This is a genomic window from Acidocella aminolytica 101 = DSM 11237, assembly GCF_900129125.1.
Taxonomy (GTDB): domain Bacteria; phylum Pseudomonadota; class Alphaproteobacteria; order Acetobacterales; family Acetobacteraceae; genus Acidocella; species Acidocella aminolytica.
On the sequence record NZ_FQVJ01000008.1, the window covers coordinates 104,775 to 120,064 of the forward strand.

Consider the following 15,290-nt stretch of genomic DNA (forward strand, 5'->3'; position numbering starts at 1 on the left):
AGCCGGAGCATCAGGCGGGGAAGCTGCCGTCACGCACCTCGCGCGCATAGGTGGCCAAGGCTTCAGTAAGCAGGCTGGCGCCGTCCAGATATTTCTTAGCGAAGGGCGGAGCGCGGTCCGGGTTCAGGCCCAGAACATCGTGAAACACCAGAACCTGCGCATCCGTGCCCGGCCCGGCGCCAATGCCAATGGTGGGGATGGAAAGCCGGGCGGTGATCTCCGCCGCAAGATCGGATGGGATGGCTTCCATCAGCAGCATCCGCGCCCCGGCATCCTGCAGGGCCAGCGCGTCCTCCATCAATTTTACGGCGGCCTCGGGGGTTTTGCCCTGGCGTTTGAAGCCGCCAATTTGGCGCACATGCTGGGGTGTTAAGCCGATATGCCCGCAAACCGGCACGGCGCGCTGGGACAGGAAAAAGACCGTCTCCGCCATCACGGCGCCGCCCTCCAGCTTCACGATTTGTGCGCCCGCTTTCAGCAGACGAGTGGCGGTGGCGAAGGCTTGGGCGGGGGATTTCTCGAAGCTGGCAAAGGGCAGGTCGGCCATCACCAGCAGCTTACTCACCGCCTTGGCGACGATGCGCGTGTGATATTCCATCTGGTCCAGACTCACACTCAGTGTATCAGCCTCGCCCCCGACCATCATGCCCAGTGAATCGCCAATCAGCACGGCATCCATTCCCGCGGCTTCGGCCAGCCGCGCGGCGGTGAAGTCATAGGCGGTGATCATGCTCAGCTTACGGCCTTCGCGCTTGGCTTTGTCCCAGGCGCCTAGTGTTCTGCTCATGCTTTGTCTCCTGCCTGTTCCAGCAAGGCGAGGGCGAAGGCCACCGCTTGGGCACGAATGTCCTCACGGTTGCCCTGGAACAGCTTGTGGTGAGTGGTGGCGCCATCTGGACCGGCGAGGCCGAACCACACAGTGCCGACGGGCTTTTCAGCGCTGCCGCCGCCCGGCCCGGCGATGCCGGTGATGGAAATTGCATAATCCACCCCCGCATGGGCGCGCGCACCTGCCGCCATGGCTTCGGCAACCTCGGGCGAGACGGCACCATGGGCGGCCAGCATGGCCTCTGGTACGCCGAGCATCTGGGTTTTGGCCTCGTTGGCGTAGGTGACGAAGCCGTGAGTAAACACGGCGGAAGATCCGGCAATGGCGGTTACGGCACCCGCCACCAACCCGCCGGTGCAGCTTTCCGCTGTGGCGAGGGTCAGCCCCTTGGCCATAAATAAAGAGACAAGGCTGGCGGCGCTCATAACGGCGAGACTAGATGCAAAACCAACATCACCAACCAAGCCAGCAGCCCAGCGATGATATCATCGCCCATGATGCCGATTTCATCCTTGCGCTTGTCCGCCCAGCCCACCGGTCCGGGTTTCCAGATATCGAACAGCCGGAACAGCCCGAAAGACAGCAATGCCCCCCAGAAGCTGACCTCATAAAGAGCCAGCAGCGGGATCATTTGCCCGGCGATTTCGTCGATGACGACCCAGCTTGGGTCGTTTTCGGCCTCCGGGAGCTGGCCGATGGCATAGAGCCCCACTGCCGAGGCCACCACAATGCCGGTGAGAAGGGCGATATGTCCAACCGTCAGCAGCAGGCAGCCAAGCAGCAGCCCCACCAGCGAGCCGAATGTACCGGGGGCCTTCGGGGCCAGGCCGGAGCCGAAGCCGGATGCGATAAAACGCCAAAATTTCATGGTTGGTTTAGCCATTTCGCGACAGGAGACACGGCCTTGCCGGTCAGCAGCGCCCTGTAGATGGTGATGTTCTCAGAAACACGCTGCACATAATTGCGCGTCTCGCTGAACGGGATTTCCTCGATCCAGTCGATCATGTTCGCGCCGCCGGGCTGGGTGCCGAGTTCCGGGTCGCCGTATTCCTTCAGCCAGCGGGCCACGTTGGTGGGGCCCGCATTATAGGCGGCGATGGCCAGGGGCAGGCAGTTTCCGAAGTTACGCAACTCCTGCGCGAAATAAGCGGCGCCAAGATTCATATTCTGGTCCGGGTTGAATAAATCCCCGGCGGGCAGGTTGTATTTTTCCCCGGTTCGCCGCGCGGTGGAGGGGAGAAGCTGCATCAGCCCCACCGCCCCGGCGCCGGAGACCACATCCGGGTTGAAGCTGCTTTCCTGACGCATGATGCCAAGGGAGACAGCCGGGTCAAGCGACGTGGAGGGTGGGTGATAGGGGATGGGCCAGCCTTCCCGCACAAGCATCTGCCCGTACACGCCCGCCAGCCGGGCGATGGTGACGGAGGATTGCGGAAAACCAAGTCCCAGCGCCAGCCGAGCCGCTATGAGGCGGGTTTTATTGTCTAGCGCCGTCTGGCCGATCCGGTTCAGGAAAATCTGCGCGTCATGCGGGTCGCTCATCTGCTCCAGCAGCACGGCGGCGCGGGGCAGTTCGCCCATCCCGAAATCCAGGGCGTCCTGTACCGAAAAGCCGGGCTCCTGCACGGATTTGATACGCTGGGCCAACTGTTCCGGCGTGTCCTTCAGCGCCAGGGCGGCAAGCTGGCCGTAGAACGTGTCAGGATAAGCGGCGGCGCGGGTATAGTCCTGCTGAGCGGTGGCGCCGGTTTCACTGCGCCCCAGCCAGTACCAGGCGCGGGCCTGGGTGATGACGGCGGTGGAGGAGGAGGCAAGGTCCTGGAACCAGGTCGCGGCCTCCTGCGGCTGTTTCAGGAAGCGCAGGAGCAGAAAACCCGCGAAAAAATCCCGGTCGGCAATTTGCTCGCGCGCGGCGGTGCCGGAGATGGGCGGATTTGCGGCGATAACCACCTGATAGGCAGTTTTCGGGTCTCCGGCCTGCAACAAGGCGCGGGCCAGCACATCCTGCGCGGGCCAAAACATGAGCTGTTGGTTTGGGCTGGCGGCTTTCATGGCAGCCTTGCCCTGGCTCTCCCAAAGTTTTGCCGCGTCCTCATCCTTGCCCTGGATGTGTAGGGATCGGACCTCGGCAATGAAATCCGGCGCGGCGGTTGGCGTGGCGGGCTGATACAGCCCCGAGGCCTGGAGTTCCCGCAATTTCAAAAGCCCCTGCATCGGCCAGTCTGGGTTGGCTTTGATGAAGGCGGTGATTTCATCGGCGCTGCCGCCACCCGGTGAGATCAGCCGGAAATAGGTGACGAGCTTTTCAACAAGCGGGTCGCCCGTGGCGGCGGCGAGTTGCTCGGCCTGTGGAAATTGTCCGGCATGCACATCGCGCATGATCTGCGGGCTGGCGGCGGTTTGCGCCAGCGCACAGGCGGGGGTGAGAAGCAACGGCAATGCAGCCAGGAATTTCATACCCCCTATTTAGCAGCGCCAGGGGCGCGGGCCAAACCTTCCGCGTGGACGCTTGCCCCGATGGGCGGAGAAGATTAGGGGAGAGGGTGGACTAAATCCTTCCAGGGACAAGATATGTTTTACGGCTCCTTCACCGCCCTTGTGACACCGATGCACGAGGACGGACGCATTGACGACGAGGCTTATATTCGCCTCATCGATTGGCAGATCGCCGAGGGCACCAACGGCATTGTGCCGGTTGGAACCACAGGCGAATCCCCGACCTTGAGCCATGAAGAGCATAAACAGGTAGTCGATCTGGCGGTGAAAGCCGCCAAGGGACGGGTTCCCGTGATGGCCGGGGCCGGTTCCAACTCGACCGCCGAGGCGATCGGCCTGGCACGCTATGCCGAAAAAGCCGGAGCGGACGCGGTGCTGGTGGTAACGCCGTACTACAACAAGCCGACGCAGGAAGGCCTGTACAGGCACTTCAAGGCGGTTGCGGAGGCGGTTTCGATTCCGCTGTTAATCTACAACATTCCCGGCCGGTCGGTGATCGATATGTCCGTGGAGACGATGGCGCGGTTGGCCGAGATTAAAAACATCGTGGGGGTGAAGGACGCCACCGCGAATCTCGCCCGCCCGCTGCACACCACCCGCGCCTGTGGGGAGGTATTCATCCAGCTTTCCGGCGAGGATCATACTGCGTTGGCTTATCTGGCCTCTGGCGGGCATGGCTGCATCTCCGTCACCTCCAACGTGGCGCCTAAGCTGTGCGCGGACATGCAGGCCGCCTGGACCAAGGGCGATGTAAAGACGGCCATGGCCATCCAGCAGCGTCTGGTGCCGCTGCATGACGCCATGTTCTGCGAGAGCAATCCCGGCCCGGTGAAATATGCCGCCTCGCTGCTGGGGTTTGGCGCCAACCATGTGCGCCTGCCGCTGGCGCCTGTTTCGGCGGCCTCGGCTGAGCGCGTGAAGGCGGCGATGCGGGATGTTGGTTTGTTGAATTGAGCAAAGACAAGAAAAAATCAGAGTTTATCTCGCACGGTATCGCCGCGCAGAATCGCAAGGCGCGGCATGATTACACGATCCTCTCTACCATTGAGGCGGGGATCGTCCTGCGCGGTGTTGAGGTGAAATCCCTGCGGCTGGGCCGCGCCCAGTTGAACGAGGCTTGGGCGGGCGAGCGGGATGGCGAGCTGTTTTTGTTCAATCTCTATATCCCGGAATATCAGTCCGGGGTGCTGTCGCGATTTGATGTACGCGGCCTCCGCAAGCTGTTGATTAAACGCAAGGAGCGGAACCAGATTTTCGCCGCCATCTCCCGCGACCGGCGGACGGTGGTGCCGCTGGATGTGTTCTTTAACGACCGCGGTCTGGCCAAGGTGACGCTGGGTATCGCGGAAGGTAAGCAAAAAGCGGATAAGCGCCACGCCGCTGCCGAGCGCGACTGGAAGCGTGACAAGGCCCGGCTGCTGCGCAACAAGTAAGGTATCAGGCGAGCAGCCGCCTGATACCCGCCACGATCTCCTCGAACATCTCCTGTGTGATTCGCCCGGTATTCACATTGTACTGGGAGGTATGGAAGCTGTCCGCTAGCACCAGCCCGTTTGGCAGCTCATGCAGCGCGCCATGCTTGAATTTATGCTGGCTGGCTTTAAGACCCAGCCCCTGCAAAATCGATTCATGTGCCTTGCCGCCAATGGCCAGCAGCACCCGCAGCTTTTTCATCGCGGCAATCTCGGCCGCCAGATAAGGCAGGCAGTGGTTTTTGTCCGAGGTTTCCAGCTTGTGCTGGGGCGGGGCGCAGCGCACGGCGTTGGTGATGCGGCAATCTACCAGTTTCAGCCCGTCATCCGGGCGTTCCTGGAAGCTGCCTTTGGCAAAGCCGAATTTGGTCAGCACCGGGTAGAGCAGGCGGCCCGCGACATCGCCGGTGAAGGGACGGCCAGTCCGGTTGGCGCCGTTCACGCCAGGGGCCTGGCCCACCACAAGCAGCCGCGCCGTGGCCGGGCCAAAGCTGGGCACGGGGGCGTTGAACCAGTCTGGGTGCAACGCCCGGTAGTCCTCCCGGTAGGCGGCGAGGCGCGGGCAAAGCCCGCAATCGCGGTCAGGCAGGGTTGGGAGGCTCATTCTTCGTCCTCACGCTCGACGCGGGAGCGCGTGTCTTGATGGCGGCGGGAGAAATGCTCCGCGATATCCGCCAGTTCGATGAACTGGTCCGTTTGGCGGCGCAATTCGTCAGCGATCATGGGCGGGCTGGTGCGGATGGACGACACCACGGAAACCCTGACCCCCTTGCGCTGCATGGCTTCCACCAGACGCCGGAAATCCGAGTCGCCGGAGAACAGAATGGCATGGTCCAAATTGGGGGCCAGCTCCAGCATGTCGATCGCCAGCTCGATATCCATATTGCCTTTCACCCGGCGCCGGCCCAGAGCGTCGGTGAACTCCTTGGCGGGCTTGGTCACCAGGCTGTAGCCGTTATAGGCCAGCCAGTCTGTTAGTGGCTTTAACGGGGAGTATTCCTCCGTCTCCAACAGGGCGGAATAGTAGTAGGCGCGCAGCAGGTTGGTCTGGGTGCTGAAGAAATCCAACAGCTTCCGATAATCAATATCAAAGCCAAGGCTTCGCGTGGCGGCGTAAAGATTAGCACCGTCTATGAATAGGCAGGTGCGTTCCTGGGTGGAAAGACGCATTTTAAAATCCATCCTTTTGAAATGACTAGTTAAAGGGGGTGTACAATGATCTGATAAATGTTAGTGTTTGCTCAGTGCGCGAACTGTGTTTGTGCCAATCTGTGTTCCGGGTATTCCACTATTTATGATCTTAATTGCGATTGGTGCCAATCTTCCGGGTAAGGACGGCATGACCCCCCTGCAAAGCTGCGAAGCGGCGGCGGCCTCCGTGCGGGATATTCCGGGATTGAGCTTCGTGGCCCAGTCCACCTGGTACCGCACGCAGGCGGTGCCGGTCTCCAGCCAGCCTGATTACTGCAACGGCATGATCCGGATGGCCGGGGCGGGGGATCCGGCGGGGGTGCTGCGTGTGTTGCAGGAGATTGAGCTGCGTTTTGGCCGGGAACGCTCCGTGGCCAATGCCGCGCGCACGCTGGACCTCGACATTATCGACATGAACGGCATGATCCGTGCCACGCCTGACCCGGTTTTGCCGCACCCGCGCGCGCACCAGCGGGCCTTTGTGCTGCGGCCGCTGCTGGATGTGGCCCCCGGTTGGCGCCACCCGGTGTTGCGCCAGAACATCACCACCTTGCTGGCGGATTTGCCCCCGCAGAAGATAGAACCCTGGCATGATGCGCCAGAGGCAAACGGGGTTTAGGGTTGCCTGCCTGCCGCGCCTGCGGTAAGGCACTCTTTCAAATTTCTGCCTGGAGCGTACCCCTATGGCCCGCGTAACCGTCGAAGACTGCGTCCTGAAAGTACCGAACCGCTTTGAGCTGGTTCTGCTTGCGGCGCAGCGTGCCCGTAACATCAGCCGTGGTGAGCAGCTTACCATCGACCGGGACAACGACAAGAACCCGGTTGTGGCGCTGCGCGAAATTGCCGAGGAAACGGTTGAGCTGCCGCATCTGGAGCAGGATCTGGTGAAATCCCTCTCCCGCGTGCCGGAACCCGAGCCGGTGGACGAGGAAGTGATGGATCTGATCCCGACCGACCAGAACATCTTTGGCCTGCAAGATGTTTCCGCCGAGGAAGAAGCCGCCGCCATGGCCGCTGAGGGCGACGAGGTGATGTCGCCAGAAGATATCCAGGCCGCGATCGAGGCTGAGCTCGGCGGCAAGTCGCGCCGCTAATTTCATGCGGACAGGCTTTCGAAGGCAGGGCCTGTCCCACGCCCCCGAAGGGTTGAGCACTGGCGCGCCGCAATTCCACCCGGAACTGGCGGGGCTGCTGGCGCGCATTTCCGCCTATGATTCCAAAGCCGATCTGGCGGTTGTTGACGATGCCTACGCCCTGGCGGCCGAGGCCCATGCCGACCAGAAACGCGATAATGGCGAGCCTTATATCACCCACCCGCTCGCCGTCGCCGGGATTCTCGCCAGCTATAAATTAGACAGCGCTTCTATCATCACGGCCTTGCTGCATGACACGGTGGAGGACACCACCGTCACGCTGGCCACGGTGGAAAAGCGCTTCGGCAAGGAAGTCGGCGCGCTGGTGGACGGCGTCACCAAGCTGACGCGCCTTGAGCTGCAGTCCGACAGGACCAAGCAGGCGGAGAATTTCCGTAAGCTGGTGCTGGCGATGAGCAAGGATATCCGTGTGCTCATCGTGAAGCTCGCGGACCGGCTGCATAATATGCGTACGCTGGGGGCGGTTTCCGCCGCGCACCGGCGGCTACGCATTGCCCGCGAGACCATGGATATCTACGCCCCCCTAGCCGAGCGTATCGGTATGGAGGCGGTGAAAACGGAGCTTCAGAACCGCGCTTTCGCGGAAATTGAGCCGGATGCCTACCACACCATCCAGACCCGCCTGAACTTCCTGCGCGGGCAGGGCGAAGATGTGATTGAAGGCGTGCGCCGCGAGCTGGTGCGGGTGTGCCGCGAGGCCGGGCTGAAAGTGGTGGAAATTTCGGGGCGCGAGAAATCCCCTTATTCCATCTGGCAGAAAATGAAGCGCCGGAATGTGACGTTCGAGCAGCTGTCGGATATCATGGCTTTCCGCATCATAGTGCCCACCCGCGCGGAATGTTACGTGGCGCTGGGGGCGATCCATGCCGCGTTTCCGGTAATTGCCGGGCGCTTCAAGGATTATATTTCTACGCCGAAATCAAACGGTTACCAGTCGCTTCATACCGGCGTGACGCTGCGTCAGCCGCGCAATCAGAAGATCGAGATCCAGATCCGCACGCCTGAGATGCAGGCGGTGGCGGAGGCCGGTGTCGCCGCGCATTGGCTCTATAAGCAGAACGACGCCTCGCCGTCTGACGTGAAGCAGTTCGGCTGGGTGAAAGACCTGCTGGAAATTCTGGAAAACTCCGCTGCGCCGGATGAGTTTCTCGAAAACACCAAGCTGGAGCTGTACCAAGACCAAGTGTTCTGCTTCACCCCCAAAGGGCAGCTGATCCAGCTGCCGCGCGGGGCGACCTCGGTTGATTTCGCGTATGCGGTGCATAGCCAGATTGGCGATACCTGTGTGGGGGCGCGCATCAATGGCCGGTTGATGCCGTTGCGCTACGAGCTGCAAAATGGCGATCAGGTGGAGATTCTGACCGCGCGCGGTGGCACGCCAAGCCCCGCCTGGGAGCGTTTTGTTGTCACCGGCAAGGCGCGCGCGCGCATCCGCCGGTTCCTGGCGCAGCAGATGCGTGACCAGCACCGTGATGCGGGTAAGTCCGTGCTGATGAAGGCCTTCCGGCAGGATGGCGTGGATGGCTCCGAAAAAGTGCTGGAGTCGGTGGCCAAGCAGTTCAAGCAGGCCAGCGTGGATGATCTCTACGTCGCCGTCGGCACTGGGGTTGTTGGGGCGAAGGATGTTGTGCAGGCTGCTTACCCTGAACTGCGCGAGGTCCGGGCGCCGCGTATGCTGCCGGCCTTCATGGGGCACGGGCTCACCGCGCGGTCCCCGCGCAATGCCCCGCGCAGCGATTCGGGGCTGCCGATTACGGGCCTCGTGGCGGGCATGGATGTGCATTATGCCGGGTGCTGCCACCCGCTGCCGGGGGACAAGATTGTCGGCATTGTCACCACCGGCAAGCCGATTGCCATTCACACCAAGGAGTGCGCCCAGCTTGAGCAGTTCGCCGCCACGCCGGAACGGTTTATCGACGTGGACTGGAACGAGGAGAGCCTCGCGCGGATGGACCCCAAGGCCCGCTCGTTCATCGGCCGGGTGAGCGTGATCGCAAGCAATAACCCTGGCGCGCTGGCGGCCCTGACCAATGCCGTCGCCAAGCAGGACGGAGCGATCTCTAATCTTAAGATCGTGCATCGCCAGCAGGATTTCTTTGAGGCGCTGGTGGATATCGGAGTGCGTGACGTGGGGCATCTGAACCAGGTGGTTGCCGGTTTGCGCGCCGCCAGTGGCATTGCCCAAGTAGAGCGGGCGCGGAATTGATGACGGGCATGATTCTGGGGCTGGGCTCCGATATTTGCGACATCCGCCGCATCGAAAAAGCGCTGGAGCGGCATGGGGAGCGGTTCACGTTGCGGGTGTTCTCGGACATTGAGCGTTTGCGCAGTGAGCGCCGCGTGCATTTCCGCGCCCCTAGCTACGCCAAACGTTTCGCCGCCAAGGAGGCTTGCGCCAAGGCACTGGGCACGGGATTTACCAGAGGCGTGTTCATGTCTGACTTACGGGTGGTGAACCTGCCCAGTGGCCAGCCGACCATGGAACTGCATGGTGGTGCGCTGGAGCGGCTGCGGGTTCTGACCCCAGCGGGTATGCATCCCAGTATTTTTGTGTCTCTGACCGATGAATATCCCTACGCCTATGCCCAGGTGATTATTTCCGCCATGCCGGAGCGCTGAGCGGTTTTTGGGTGAGGAGGCACGGAGTGGAGCCTAAATATTTTTATGAACCAAAGGCCGGGCATGGGCTGGCGCATGATCCGTTCAATGCCATCGTGGGGCCCAGGCCCATCGGCTGGGTGTCGTCCAAAGGCAAGGATGGCAGCATCAATCTGGCGCCGTACAGCTTTTTCAACGCGTTCTGCTACACCCCGCCGATGATCGGGTTTTCCAGCATCGGCCGGAAGGACACGTTGCGAAATATCGAGGAAACCGGCGAATTTGTCTGGAATCTCGCGGATCGGGAGCTGGCCGGGGCGATGAATCAGAGCTGCGCGGCAGTGCCCTACGGCACGGATGAGTTCGTGCTCGCCGGGCTGGAAAAAGCCCCTGCCAAGCTGATGGCACTGCCGATGGTGGCGGCGGCTTTGGTAAATTTTGAATGTAAGCTCTCCGAGATCGTCACGCTGAAAAGCGCGGCGGGTGTGCCCAGCGGCGCGTATCTGGTGCTGGGCGAGGTTGTGGGGGTGCACATCAACCCAGCCGCTTTGCGGGACGGCGTGTTCGATACGTTCGGAGCGGGGATTATCCTGCGCGCGGGCGGGCCGTCCGCCTATGCTGAAATCACGCCCGGCAGCCGGTTCGACATGAAGCGCCCGGCTGATTAGCCCGGCAGCAAGGCCCGGCCACCCGGTCCGTGTTCCAGGGGGCGGTGAGCGCTGATATGGCGCATCTCCAGCCGCCCGTAAAAATGCGGAAAATGCTGTCCGCCACGGGAGATTTCCCAACGCAGCGCGGCGCCCAGAGCCGCCAGGGGCACGGCAGCGATCACCAGCCCATCCTGTCCGGCAAAATGCTTGTCGAGCGTTTCATCAAGCTGAGAGGCGGTGGAGAGGTGGATATAGCCATCCGCCTGGTCCACCGGCGCGCCCTCAAAACGCCCATCCTGCAAGGCGGCGAATTGCCCGGTGGTTAAAATTTTATAGGCGGTCTCAGAGGTCATGACGGGTCTTGCGCTTCGCTCGGCAGAGGCAGGCAGGAGAGGTTGAGGCTGGTGATGGTTTGGGTCAGGACCGTATAGCCGATCTGGCCGAATGTCACCGGCGCGATGGCGGGCAGCATGGGTCTTATATCGGCCGAAAAATGAGGCAGGCAGGCCACACAGACGGAGGCAAGGGCGGCCTCGGGCAGATTAATTCCGGCCACGGCCCGCCTGAGTGCCTCTTTGAAAATGCTGGAGGCTTCAGCGAAATGATAAACCAGCTCGGTTTCGATGGGGCTTAGAAAGGTGATGTCCCCGGTTGCGGATTCGATATTGATAATCGAGTTATTGACCAGTGCGCCGTCCCGGTCCGCGATCAGGGGCAGTGAGGCATCGACCGTGCCGTTGGTGATGAGGTCGATCAGGCGGACGCTTTGCCCATCCGCCATGCAAGGAGCGCTGAGTCTGTAGCCGGATTCAGAGAAACGGATGGCCGGGCCGATTGCGCTGCAAAACGGGTTGACGACGTTCAGCTCCGCATAAGTGGCATCCGGCAGGGTTACGTACATGATTGCGGCGCGGTCATCCCAAGCGGTGCCGGTGCCGCAAAACACCTTCGGCTGCCGGTGGCCGATCTCGGCCAGCGGCACGGCGCTGACCCAACCCGCCAGCGGGATGTTATAAAGCCCCTGCCAGTCTGACATGTGAGTGGCAATGTTTTCCAAAAACGCGCTGTATCCGGGCAGGATGGCCAGAGCAAAGCCGTTGCAGGGATAATATTCGCTAAGGCTCTGTATCTGGATGGAATCAAAAAGGCGCAGCTCAACCCGCAACGCGATTTGCGATAAATCCGCGTAAATCAGCTGTCCCGCCGGGAGGGTAAAGCCATCCGGCGTGAGAAAGCCTGAAACCGTTCCGCCAACCCATTGGCCTTCCGGCAACTGTGTCAGTTCGGCCTCATCGCCCGCCACCAGCAGGATTCGCCCGGCTTTGATGAGGTCCGCCACGTCCAGCGTTTTGGCGAGGGCGCGGGTGGTGTTGAGCTTAGAGACGGTCATTAAAATGGATCAGTTTCATCATGGACGATAAAGTCGCCAAACATGGCTAATATATGGGAAAAAATTTCAAATATTGATTGTAGTATGAAAAAACGTAATGCACGCAATGTTTCTGTATCGTAAATACATTGTTTCGCCAATCAACGCGCGGCAATCGGCGTGCATGGCAGGGATGCTATTTTATCGTATTGGCCCGTCGTGTGGCAGCAAGAAAGCCCTTTCCAAGGCCGTTTAAAATAGTAAACTCCCCCTCAGACAATAGGAGTGTCAGCCAATGAGCGCCGCGACCCGTTCAAGTAATGATCCTCTCATCCATCACTGGATGCCTTTTACCGCTAACCGGCAGTTTCATGAGCAGCCGCGTATGATCACTCGTGCCGAGGGTGTTTATTATTATAATACGCGAGGCGAAAAACTGCTGGACGGGTCTTCCGGCCTGTATTGCATTCCGCTCGGTCATGGCCGCCGGGAGATCCGCGAGGCGGTGGCGAAACAGATGGAAGAGTTGGATTACGCGCCGCCCTTCCAATACGGCGTGCCCACGGCGTTCCGTCTGGCTACTGAAGTGGCCCAGATGCTGCCGGAAGGCATCAATCGCGTATTTTTTGGCGGGTCCGGGTCCGAGGCGGCCGATACCGCGCTGAAAATGGCGCTGGCTTATCATCGTGCCCGTGGCGAGGCTCAGCGCGTGCGCCTCATTGGCCGTGAGCGCGGTTATCATGGTGTAAATCTGGGTGGAATGTCCGTGGGCGGCATGATGCCCAACCGCAAGGCGTTCAGCACAGGTTTGCCAGGCGTTTCGCATCTGCGCCACACCCATATTAAGGAAAACTACTTCCAGATGGGCGAGGGCGAGCATGGTGCCGACCTCGCGGATGATCTGGAGCGTTTCGTGAATCTGCACGGGCCGGACACCATCGCTGCCTGTATCGTGGAGCCGATTGCTGGATCCACCGGGATTCTGGTGCCGCCCAAAGGGTATCTGAAGCGTCTGCGCGAGATCTGCACCAAGCATGGAATTCTGCTTATCTTCGACGAGGTGATCACCGGGTTCGGCCGTACGGGTGAGGCGTTCGCGTCGCAGACCTTCGGCGTGACACCGGATATTATCACTATGGCCAAGGCGCTTACCAACGGCTCCATCCCGATGGCGGCGGTGGCGGTGAAGGATGAGATCCAGCAGGCGATTTTTGAGGCCGCGCCGGAGAACGGCATCGAACTGTTCCATGGCTACACCTACTCCGCCCACCCGGCAGCCTGCGCGGCCGGTCTGGCGACGCTGAAGATCTACCGTGAGGAAGGCATTTTCGACCGGGTGAAATCCTTGACCCCGGCCTTCCTGGAGCAGGTTGGCAGCTTCAAGGACGTGGAAGGCGTGGTGGACACGCGCGGCCATGGCCTGTTGGGCGCGGTGGAGCTGGCGCCGAAGGGCAAGCCCGGCGAACGCGGCTTCAAGATTCTGTGCAAGGCGTTCGAGCGCGGGCTGGTGCTGCGCGCGGCGGGGGATTCGATGGTGCTGGCGCCGCCCTTCGCGGCCACGCCGGACCAGATCAGTGAAATGCTGGATATTCTGCGTAAGCTGATACAGGAAAGCTGATTGCGAGGGTTGCAGATTGAGCAACCTTCCCAAAATGAGGTGATGATTCCAAGGTCCGGGCCGCCATAAAGGGGCCCGGACCCGTTTGTAACTCCGGAGGAATGAGAATGTACCAGGACGTATTGCTGCATGTCGGCGGCCAGTGGCGTGCGGCGCAGGGCGGCAAGACTATCGATATTCTGAACCCGGCGACGGAGGAGGTGATCGGCAAGCTGGCCCATGCCAACACAGCGGATCTGGACGAGGCTCTGGACTGGGCGGCCAAGGGCTTTGCGCAGTGGCGCAAGATGTCGGCCTATGACCGCAGCAAGGTGATGCGCAAGGCCGCCGACCTGCTGCGCGAGCGGCTGGATAAAATCGCCACGCTGATGACCATGGAACAAGGAAAGCCGCTGGCCGAAGCCAAGGTTGAGTTGGCGGGGTCCGCCGATGTGATCGACTGGTTCGCTGAGGAAGGCCGCCGTGCTTATGGCCGCGTGATTCCCGCGCGTCTGCCGGGCGTGTACCAGATGTCCTTGCGTGAGCCGGTGGGCGTGGTGGCGGGCTTTACGCCCTGGAACTTCCCGGTCTCCCAGGCGGTGCGCAAAATCTCCGCGGCGCTGGCGGCGGGCTGTGCTTTTATCCTGAAAGGTCCCGAGGAAACCCCGGCCAGCTGCGCTGAACTGGTGCGTTGCTATGTGGATGCCGGTGTGCCGGCGGGCGTGGTGCAGATTGTGTTTGGCGTACCGGCGGAGATTTCCGAATATCTCATCCCGCACCCGACCGTGAGAAAGGTCTCCTTCACTGGCTCCACCGCTGTTGGCAAGCATCTGGCGAGCCTTGCGGGCAAGCACATGAAGCGCGTGACCATGGAACTGGGCGGCCATGCCCCGGCTTTGGTGTTTGACGATGCGGATCTCGACCAGGCCGCGACCATTCTGGCCGCCAACAAGTTCCGTAATGCCGGGCAGGTTTGCGTGGCCCCCACACGCTTCCTGGTGCAGGAGGGCGTGTACGAGCCATTCCTGGAGAAGTTTGTGGCTAAGTGCGAGGCGATCAAGCTTGGCAACGGGCTGGAGGACGGCACTACCATGGGGCCGCTCGCCAATGATCGCCGCGTGAGTGCCATGGAAAGCTTCATTGCCGATGCCGTTGGCAAGGGGGCCAAGGTGCGTACGGGCGGTAAACGTTCCGGCAATAAGGGCTATTTCTTCGAGCCGACCGTGCTGACGGATATCGCCCCGGATGCGCGCGTGCTGCATGAGGAGCCGTTCGGGCCGCTGGCGCTGTTCGTGCCGTTCAAGAACTATGAGGAGGCCATTGCCGAGGCTAACCGCCTGGAATACGGCCTTGCCTCCTATGCCTATACCCGCAATACCGGCCGCGTGACGGCGCTGGGGCATGATATTCAGGCCGGCATGGTGGGTATTAACCATCACGGCCTGGCGGTGCCGGAAACGCCGTTCGGCGGCGTGAAGGATTCCGGCTATGGCTCGGAAGGCGGCGCGGAAGGGCTGGAACCTTATCTGGTGACTAAGTTCGTGACCCAGGCCAGCGCCTGATGATGGATTTTGTGGGGGCTTTTGCCCCCACGCTTTCATCTGTTTTTAAAAAAGCCGCCTCACAGGGCGGCTCAGACTGCTGACAAACCCCTGGCGCAAGCCGGGGGTTTTTGATTCATTGTTGTGATGCTGAAGAAACCATCCTCGCCGCAGACGGCGCTTGAGATTGTTACATTGGACAGCCTGGTCCCGGCGGACCACCTGCTGCGCAAGATCGACGCTGTGATTGATTTTACGTTCATCCATGATCTGGTGGCCGGGCTCTACTGCCCGGATAATGGGCGGCCGCCGCTGGATCCGACCTTAATGTTCAAGGCGCTGTTCCTTGGCTACCTGTTTGGCATTCGCTCGGAGCGGCAACTGGTGCGCGAG

At 61.2% G+C, this 15,290-nt stretch carries 18 protein-coding genes; 10 read left to right on the top strand and 8 right to left on the bottom strand.

Annotation, left to right across the window (positions count from 1 at the left end; genetic code table 11):
- Positions 1 to 10 precede the first annotated feature (10 nt).
- Genes panB through BUB54_RS06380 form a run of 4 tightly spaced genes read right to left on the bottom strand, consistent with a single transcriptional unit; the run spans position 11 to position 3,286 of the window.
- Positions 11 to 787 (bottom strand): 3-methyl-2-oxobutanoate hydroxymethyltransferase, encoded by a 777-nt coding sequence (gene panB, locus BUB54_RS06365; protein ID WP_048880187.1) that lies wholly within the window; start codon positions 785 to 787, stop codon positions 11 to 13.
- The gene (locus BUB54_RS06370) at positions 784 to 1,254 is read right to left on the bottom strand and encodes a CinA family protein (RefSeq protein ID WP_048880186.1); all 471 of its coding nucleotides are present in this window, start codon (positions 1,252 to 1,254) and stop codon (positions 784 to 786) included. The genes panB and BUB54_RS06370 overlap by 4 nt, the downstream gene beginning before the upstream one ends.
- The gene (locus BUB54_RS06375) at positions 1,251 to 1,697 is read right to left on the bottom strand and encodes a phosphatidylglycerophosphatase A family protein (protein WP_139284814.1); all 447 of its coding nucleotides are present in this window, start codon (positions 1,695 to 1,697) and stop codon (positions 1,251 to 1,253) included. The genes BUB54_RS06370 and BUB54_RS06375 overlap by 4 nt, the downstream gene beginning before the upstream one ends.
- A complete protein-coding gene (locus tag BUB54_RS06380) occupies positions 1,694 to 3,286 on the bottom strand; it encodes a lytic transglycosylase domain-containing protein (protein WP_048880184.1) in 1,593 nt (530 codons plus the stop codon). Before BUB54_RS06380 ends, BUB54_RS06375 begins: the two co-directional genes overlap by 4 nt.
- A 114-nt stretch (positions 3,287 to 3,400) precedes the next feature.
- Here BUB54_RS06380 and dapA point away from each other — a divergent pair, with 114 nt between their 5' ends.
- Entirely contained in the window at positions 3,401 to 4,279 is an 879-nt protein-coding gene (gene dapA, locus BUB54_RS06385; protein ID WP_048880183.1) for a 4-hydroxy-tetrahydrodipicolinate synthase, read from the top strand.
- A complete protein-coding gene (gene smpB, locus BUB54_RS06390; RefSeq protein WP_048880182.1) occupies positions 4,276 to 4,758 on the top strand; it encodes an SsrA-binding protein SmpB in 483 nt (160 codons plus the stop codon). The genes dapA and smpB overlap by 4 nt, the downstream gene beginning before the upstream one ends.
- Before the next feature lie 4 nt (positions 4,759 to 4,762).
- Here smpB and BUB54_RS06395 read toward each other — a convergent pair whose 3' ends face one another.
- Both BUB54_RS06395 and BUB54_RS06400 read right to left on the bottom strand, forming a co-directional pair.
- On the bottom strand, positions 4,763 to 5,401 hold the full coding sequence (locus tag BUB54_RS06395) for a uracil-DNA glycosylase (protein ID WP_048880181.1): 639 nt from the start codon (positions 5,399 to 5,401) through the stop codon (positions 4,763 to 4,765).
- Positions 5,398 to 5,967, bottom strand: coding sequence for a LabA-like NYN domain-containing protein (locus BUB54_RS06400; RefSeq protein WP_048880203.1), 570 nt, complete (start codon positions 5,965 to 5,967; stop codon positions 5,398 to 5,400). The genes BUB54_RS06395 and BUB54_RS06400 overlap by 4 nt, the downstream gene beginning before the upstream one ends.
- Before the next feature lie 124 nt (positions 5,968 to 6,091).
- Between BUB54_RS06400 and folK the strand changes: the two genes are divergently transcribed.
- The 5 genes from folK to BUB54_RS06425 all read left to right on the top strand — a co-directional run bounded on the left by folK (position 6,092) and on the right by BUB54_RS06425 (position 10,408).
- On the top strand, positions 6,092 to 6,607 hold the full coding sequence (folK, locus tag BUB54_RS06405) for a 2-amino-4-hydroxy-6-hydroxymethyldihydropteridine diphosphokinase (RefSeq protein WP_048880180.1): 516 nt from the start codon (positions 6,092 to 6,094) through the stop codon (positions 6,605 to 6,607).
- Positions 6,608 to 6,671: 64 nt separating this feature from the next.
- Entirely contained in the window at positions 6,672 to 7,082 is a 411-nt protein-coding gene (gene rpoZ, locus BUB54_RS06410) for a DNA-directed RNA polymerase subunit omega (RefSeq protein ID WP_048880179.1), read from the top strand.
- 4 nt (positions 7,083 to 7,086) lie between these two features.
- A complete protein-coding gene (locus tag BUB54_RS06415) occupies positions 7,087 to 9,348 on the top strand; it encodes a RelA/SpoT family protein (protein ID WP_052948436.1) in 2,262 nt (753 codons plus the stop codon).
- A gap of 8 nt (positions 9,349 to 9,356) precedes the next feature.
- Positions 9,357 to 9,761 (top strand): holo-ACP synthase, encoded by a 405-nt coding sequence (acpS, locus tag BUB54_RS06420; protein WP_048880202.1) that lies wholly within the window; start codon positions 9,357 to 9,359, stop codon positions 9,759 to 9,761.
- A gap of 26 nt (positions 9,762 to 9,787) precedes the next feature.
- Positions 9,788 to 10,408, top strand: coding sequence for a flavin reductase family protein (locus BUB54_RS06425; RefSeq protein WP_048880177.1), 621 nt, complete (start codon positions 9,788 to 9,790; stop codon positions 10,406 to 10,408).
- On the opposite strand, the gene BUB54_RS06430 is transcribed toward BUB54_RS06425, so the two are convergent.
- Both BUB54_RS06430 and BUB54_RS06435 read right to left on the bottom strand, forming a co-directional pair.
- Entirely contained in the window at positions 10,405 to 10,743 is a 339-nt protein-coding gene (locus BUB54_RS06430) for a DUF952 domain-containing protein (RefSeq protein ID WP_048880176.1), read from the bottom strand. The genes BUB54_RS06425 and BUB54_RS06430 overlap by 4 nt on opposite strands.
- Positions 10,740 to 11,780 carry a DUF6976 family protein gene (locus BUB54_RS06435; RefSeq protein WP_048880175.1) on the bottom strand — a complete coding sequence of 347 codons (1,041 nt, stop codon included), beginning with the start codon at positions 11,778 to 11,780 and terminating at the stop codon, positions 10,740 to 10,742. Before BUB54_RS06435 ends, BUB54_RS06430 begins: the two co-directional genes overlap by 4 nt.
- 274 nt (positions 11,781 to 12,054) lie before the next feature.
- Here BUB54_RS06435 and BUB54_RS06440 point away from each other — a divergent pair, with 274 nt between their 5' ends.
- The 3 genes from BUB54_RS06440 to BUB54_RS06450 all read left to right on the top strand — a co-directional run.
- Positions 12,055 to 13,377 carry an aspartate aminotransferase family protein gene (locus BUB54_RS06440; RefSeq protein ID WP_048880174.1) on the top strand — a complete coding sequence of 441 codons (1,323 nt, stop codon included), beginning with the start codon at positions 12,055 to 12,057 and terminating at the stop codon, positions 13,375 to 13,377.
- A 107-nt stretch (positions 13,378 to 13,484) separates the two neighbouring features.
- Positions 13,485 to 14,918 (top strand): NAD-dependent succinate-semialdehyde dehydrogenase, encoded by a 1,434-nt coding sequence (locus BUB54_RS06445; RefSeq protein ID WP_048880173.1) that lies wholly within the window; start codon positions 13,485 to 13,487, stop codon positions 14,916 to 14,918.
- Between the two features lie 126 nt (positions 14,919 to 15,044).
- Positions 15,045 to 15,290: transposase (locus tag BUB54_RS06450; protein ID WP_073211364.1), on the top strand; the 246-nt coding region annotated here is incomplete at its 3' end.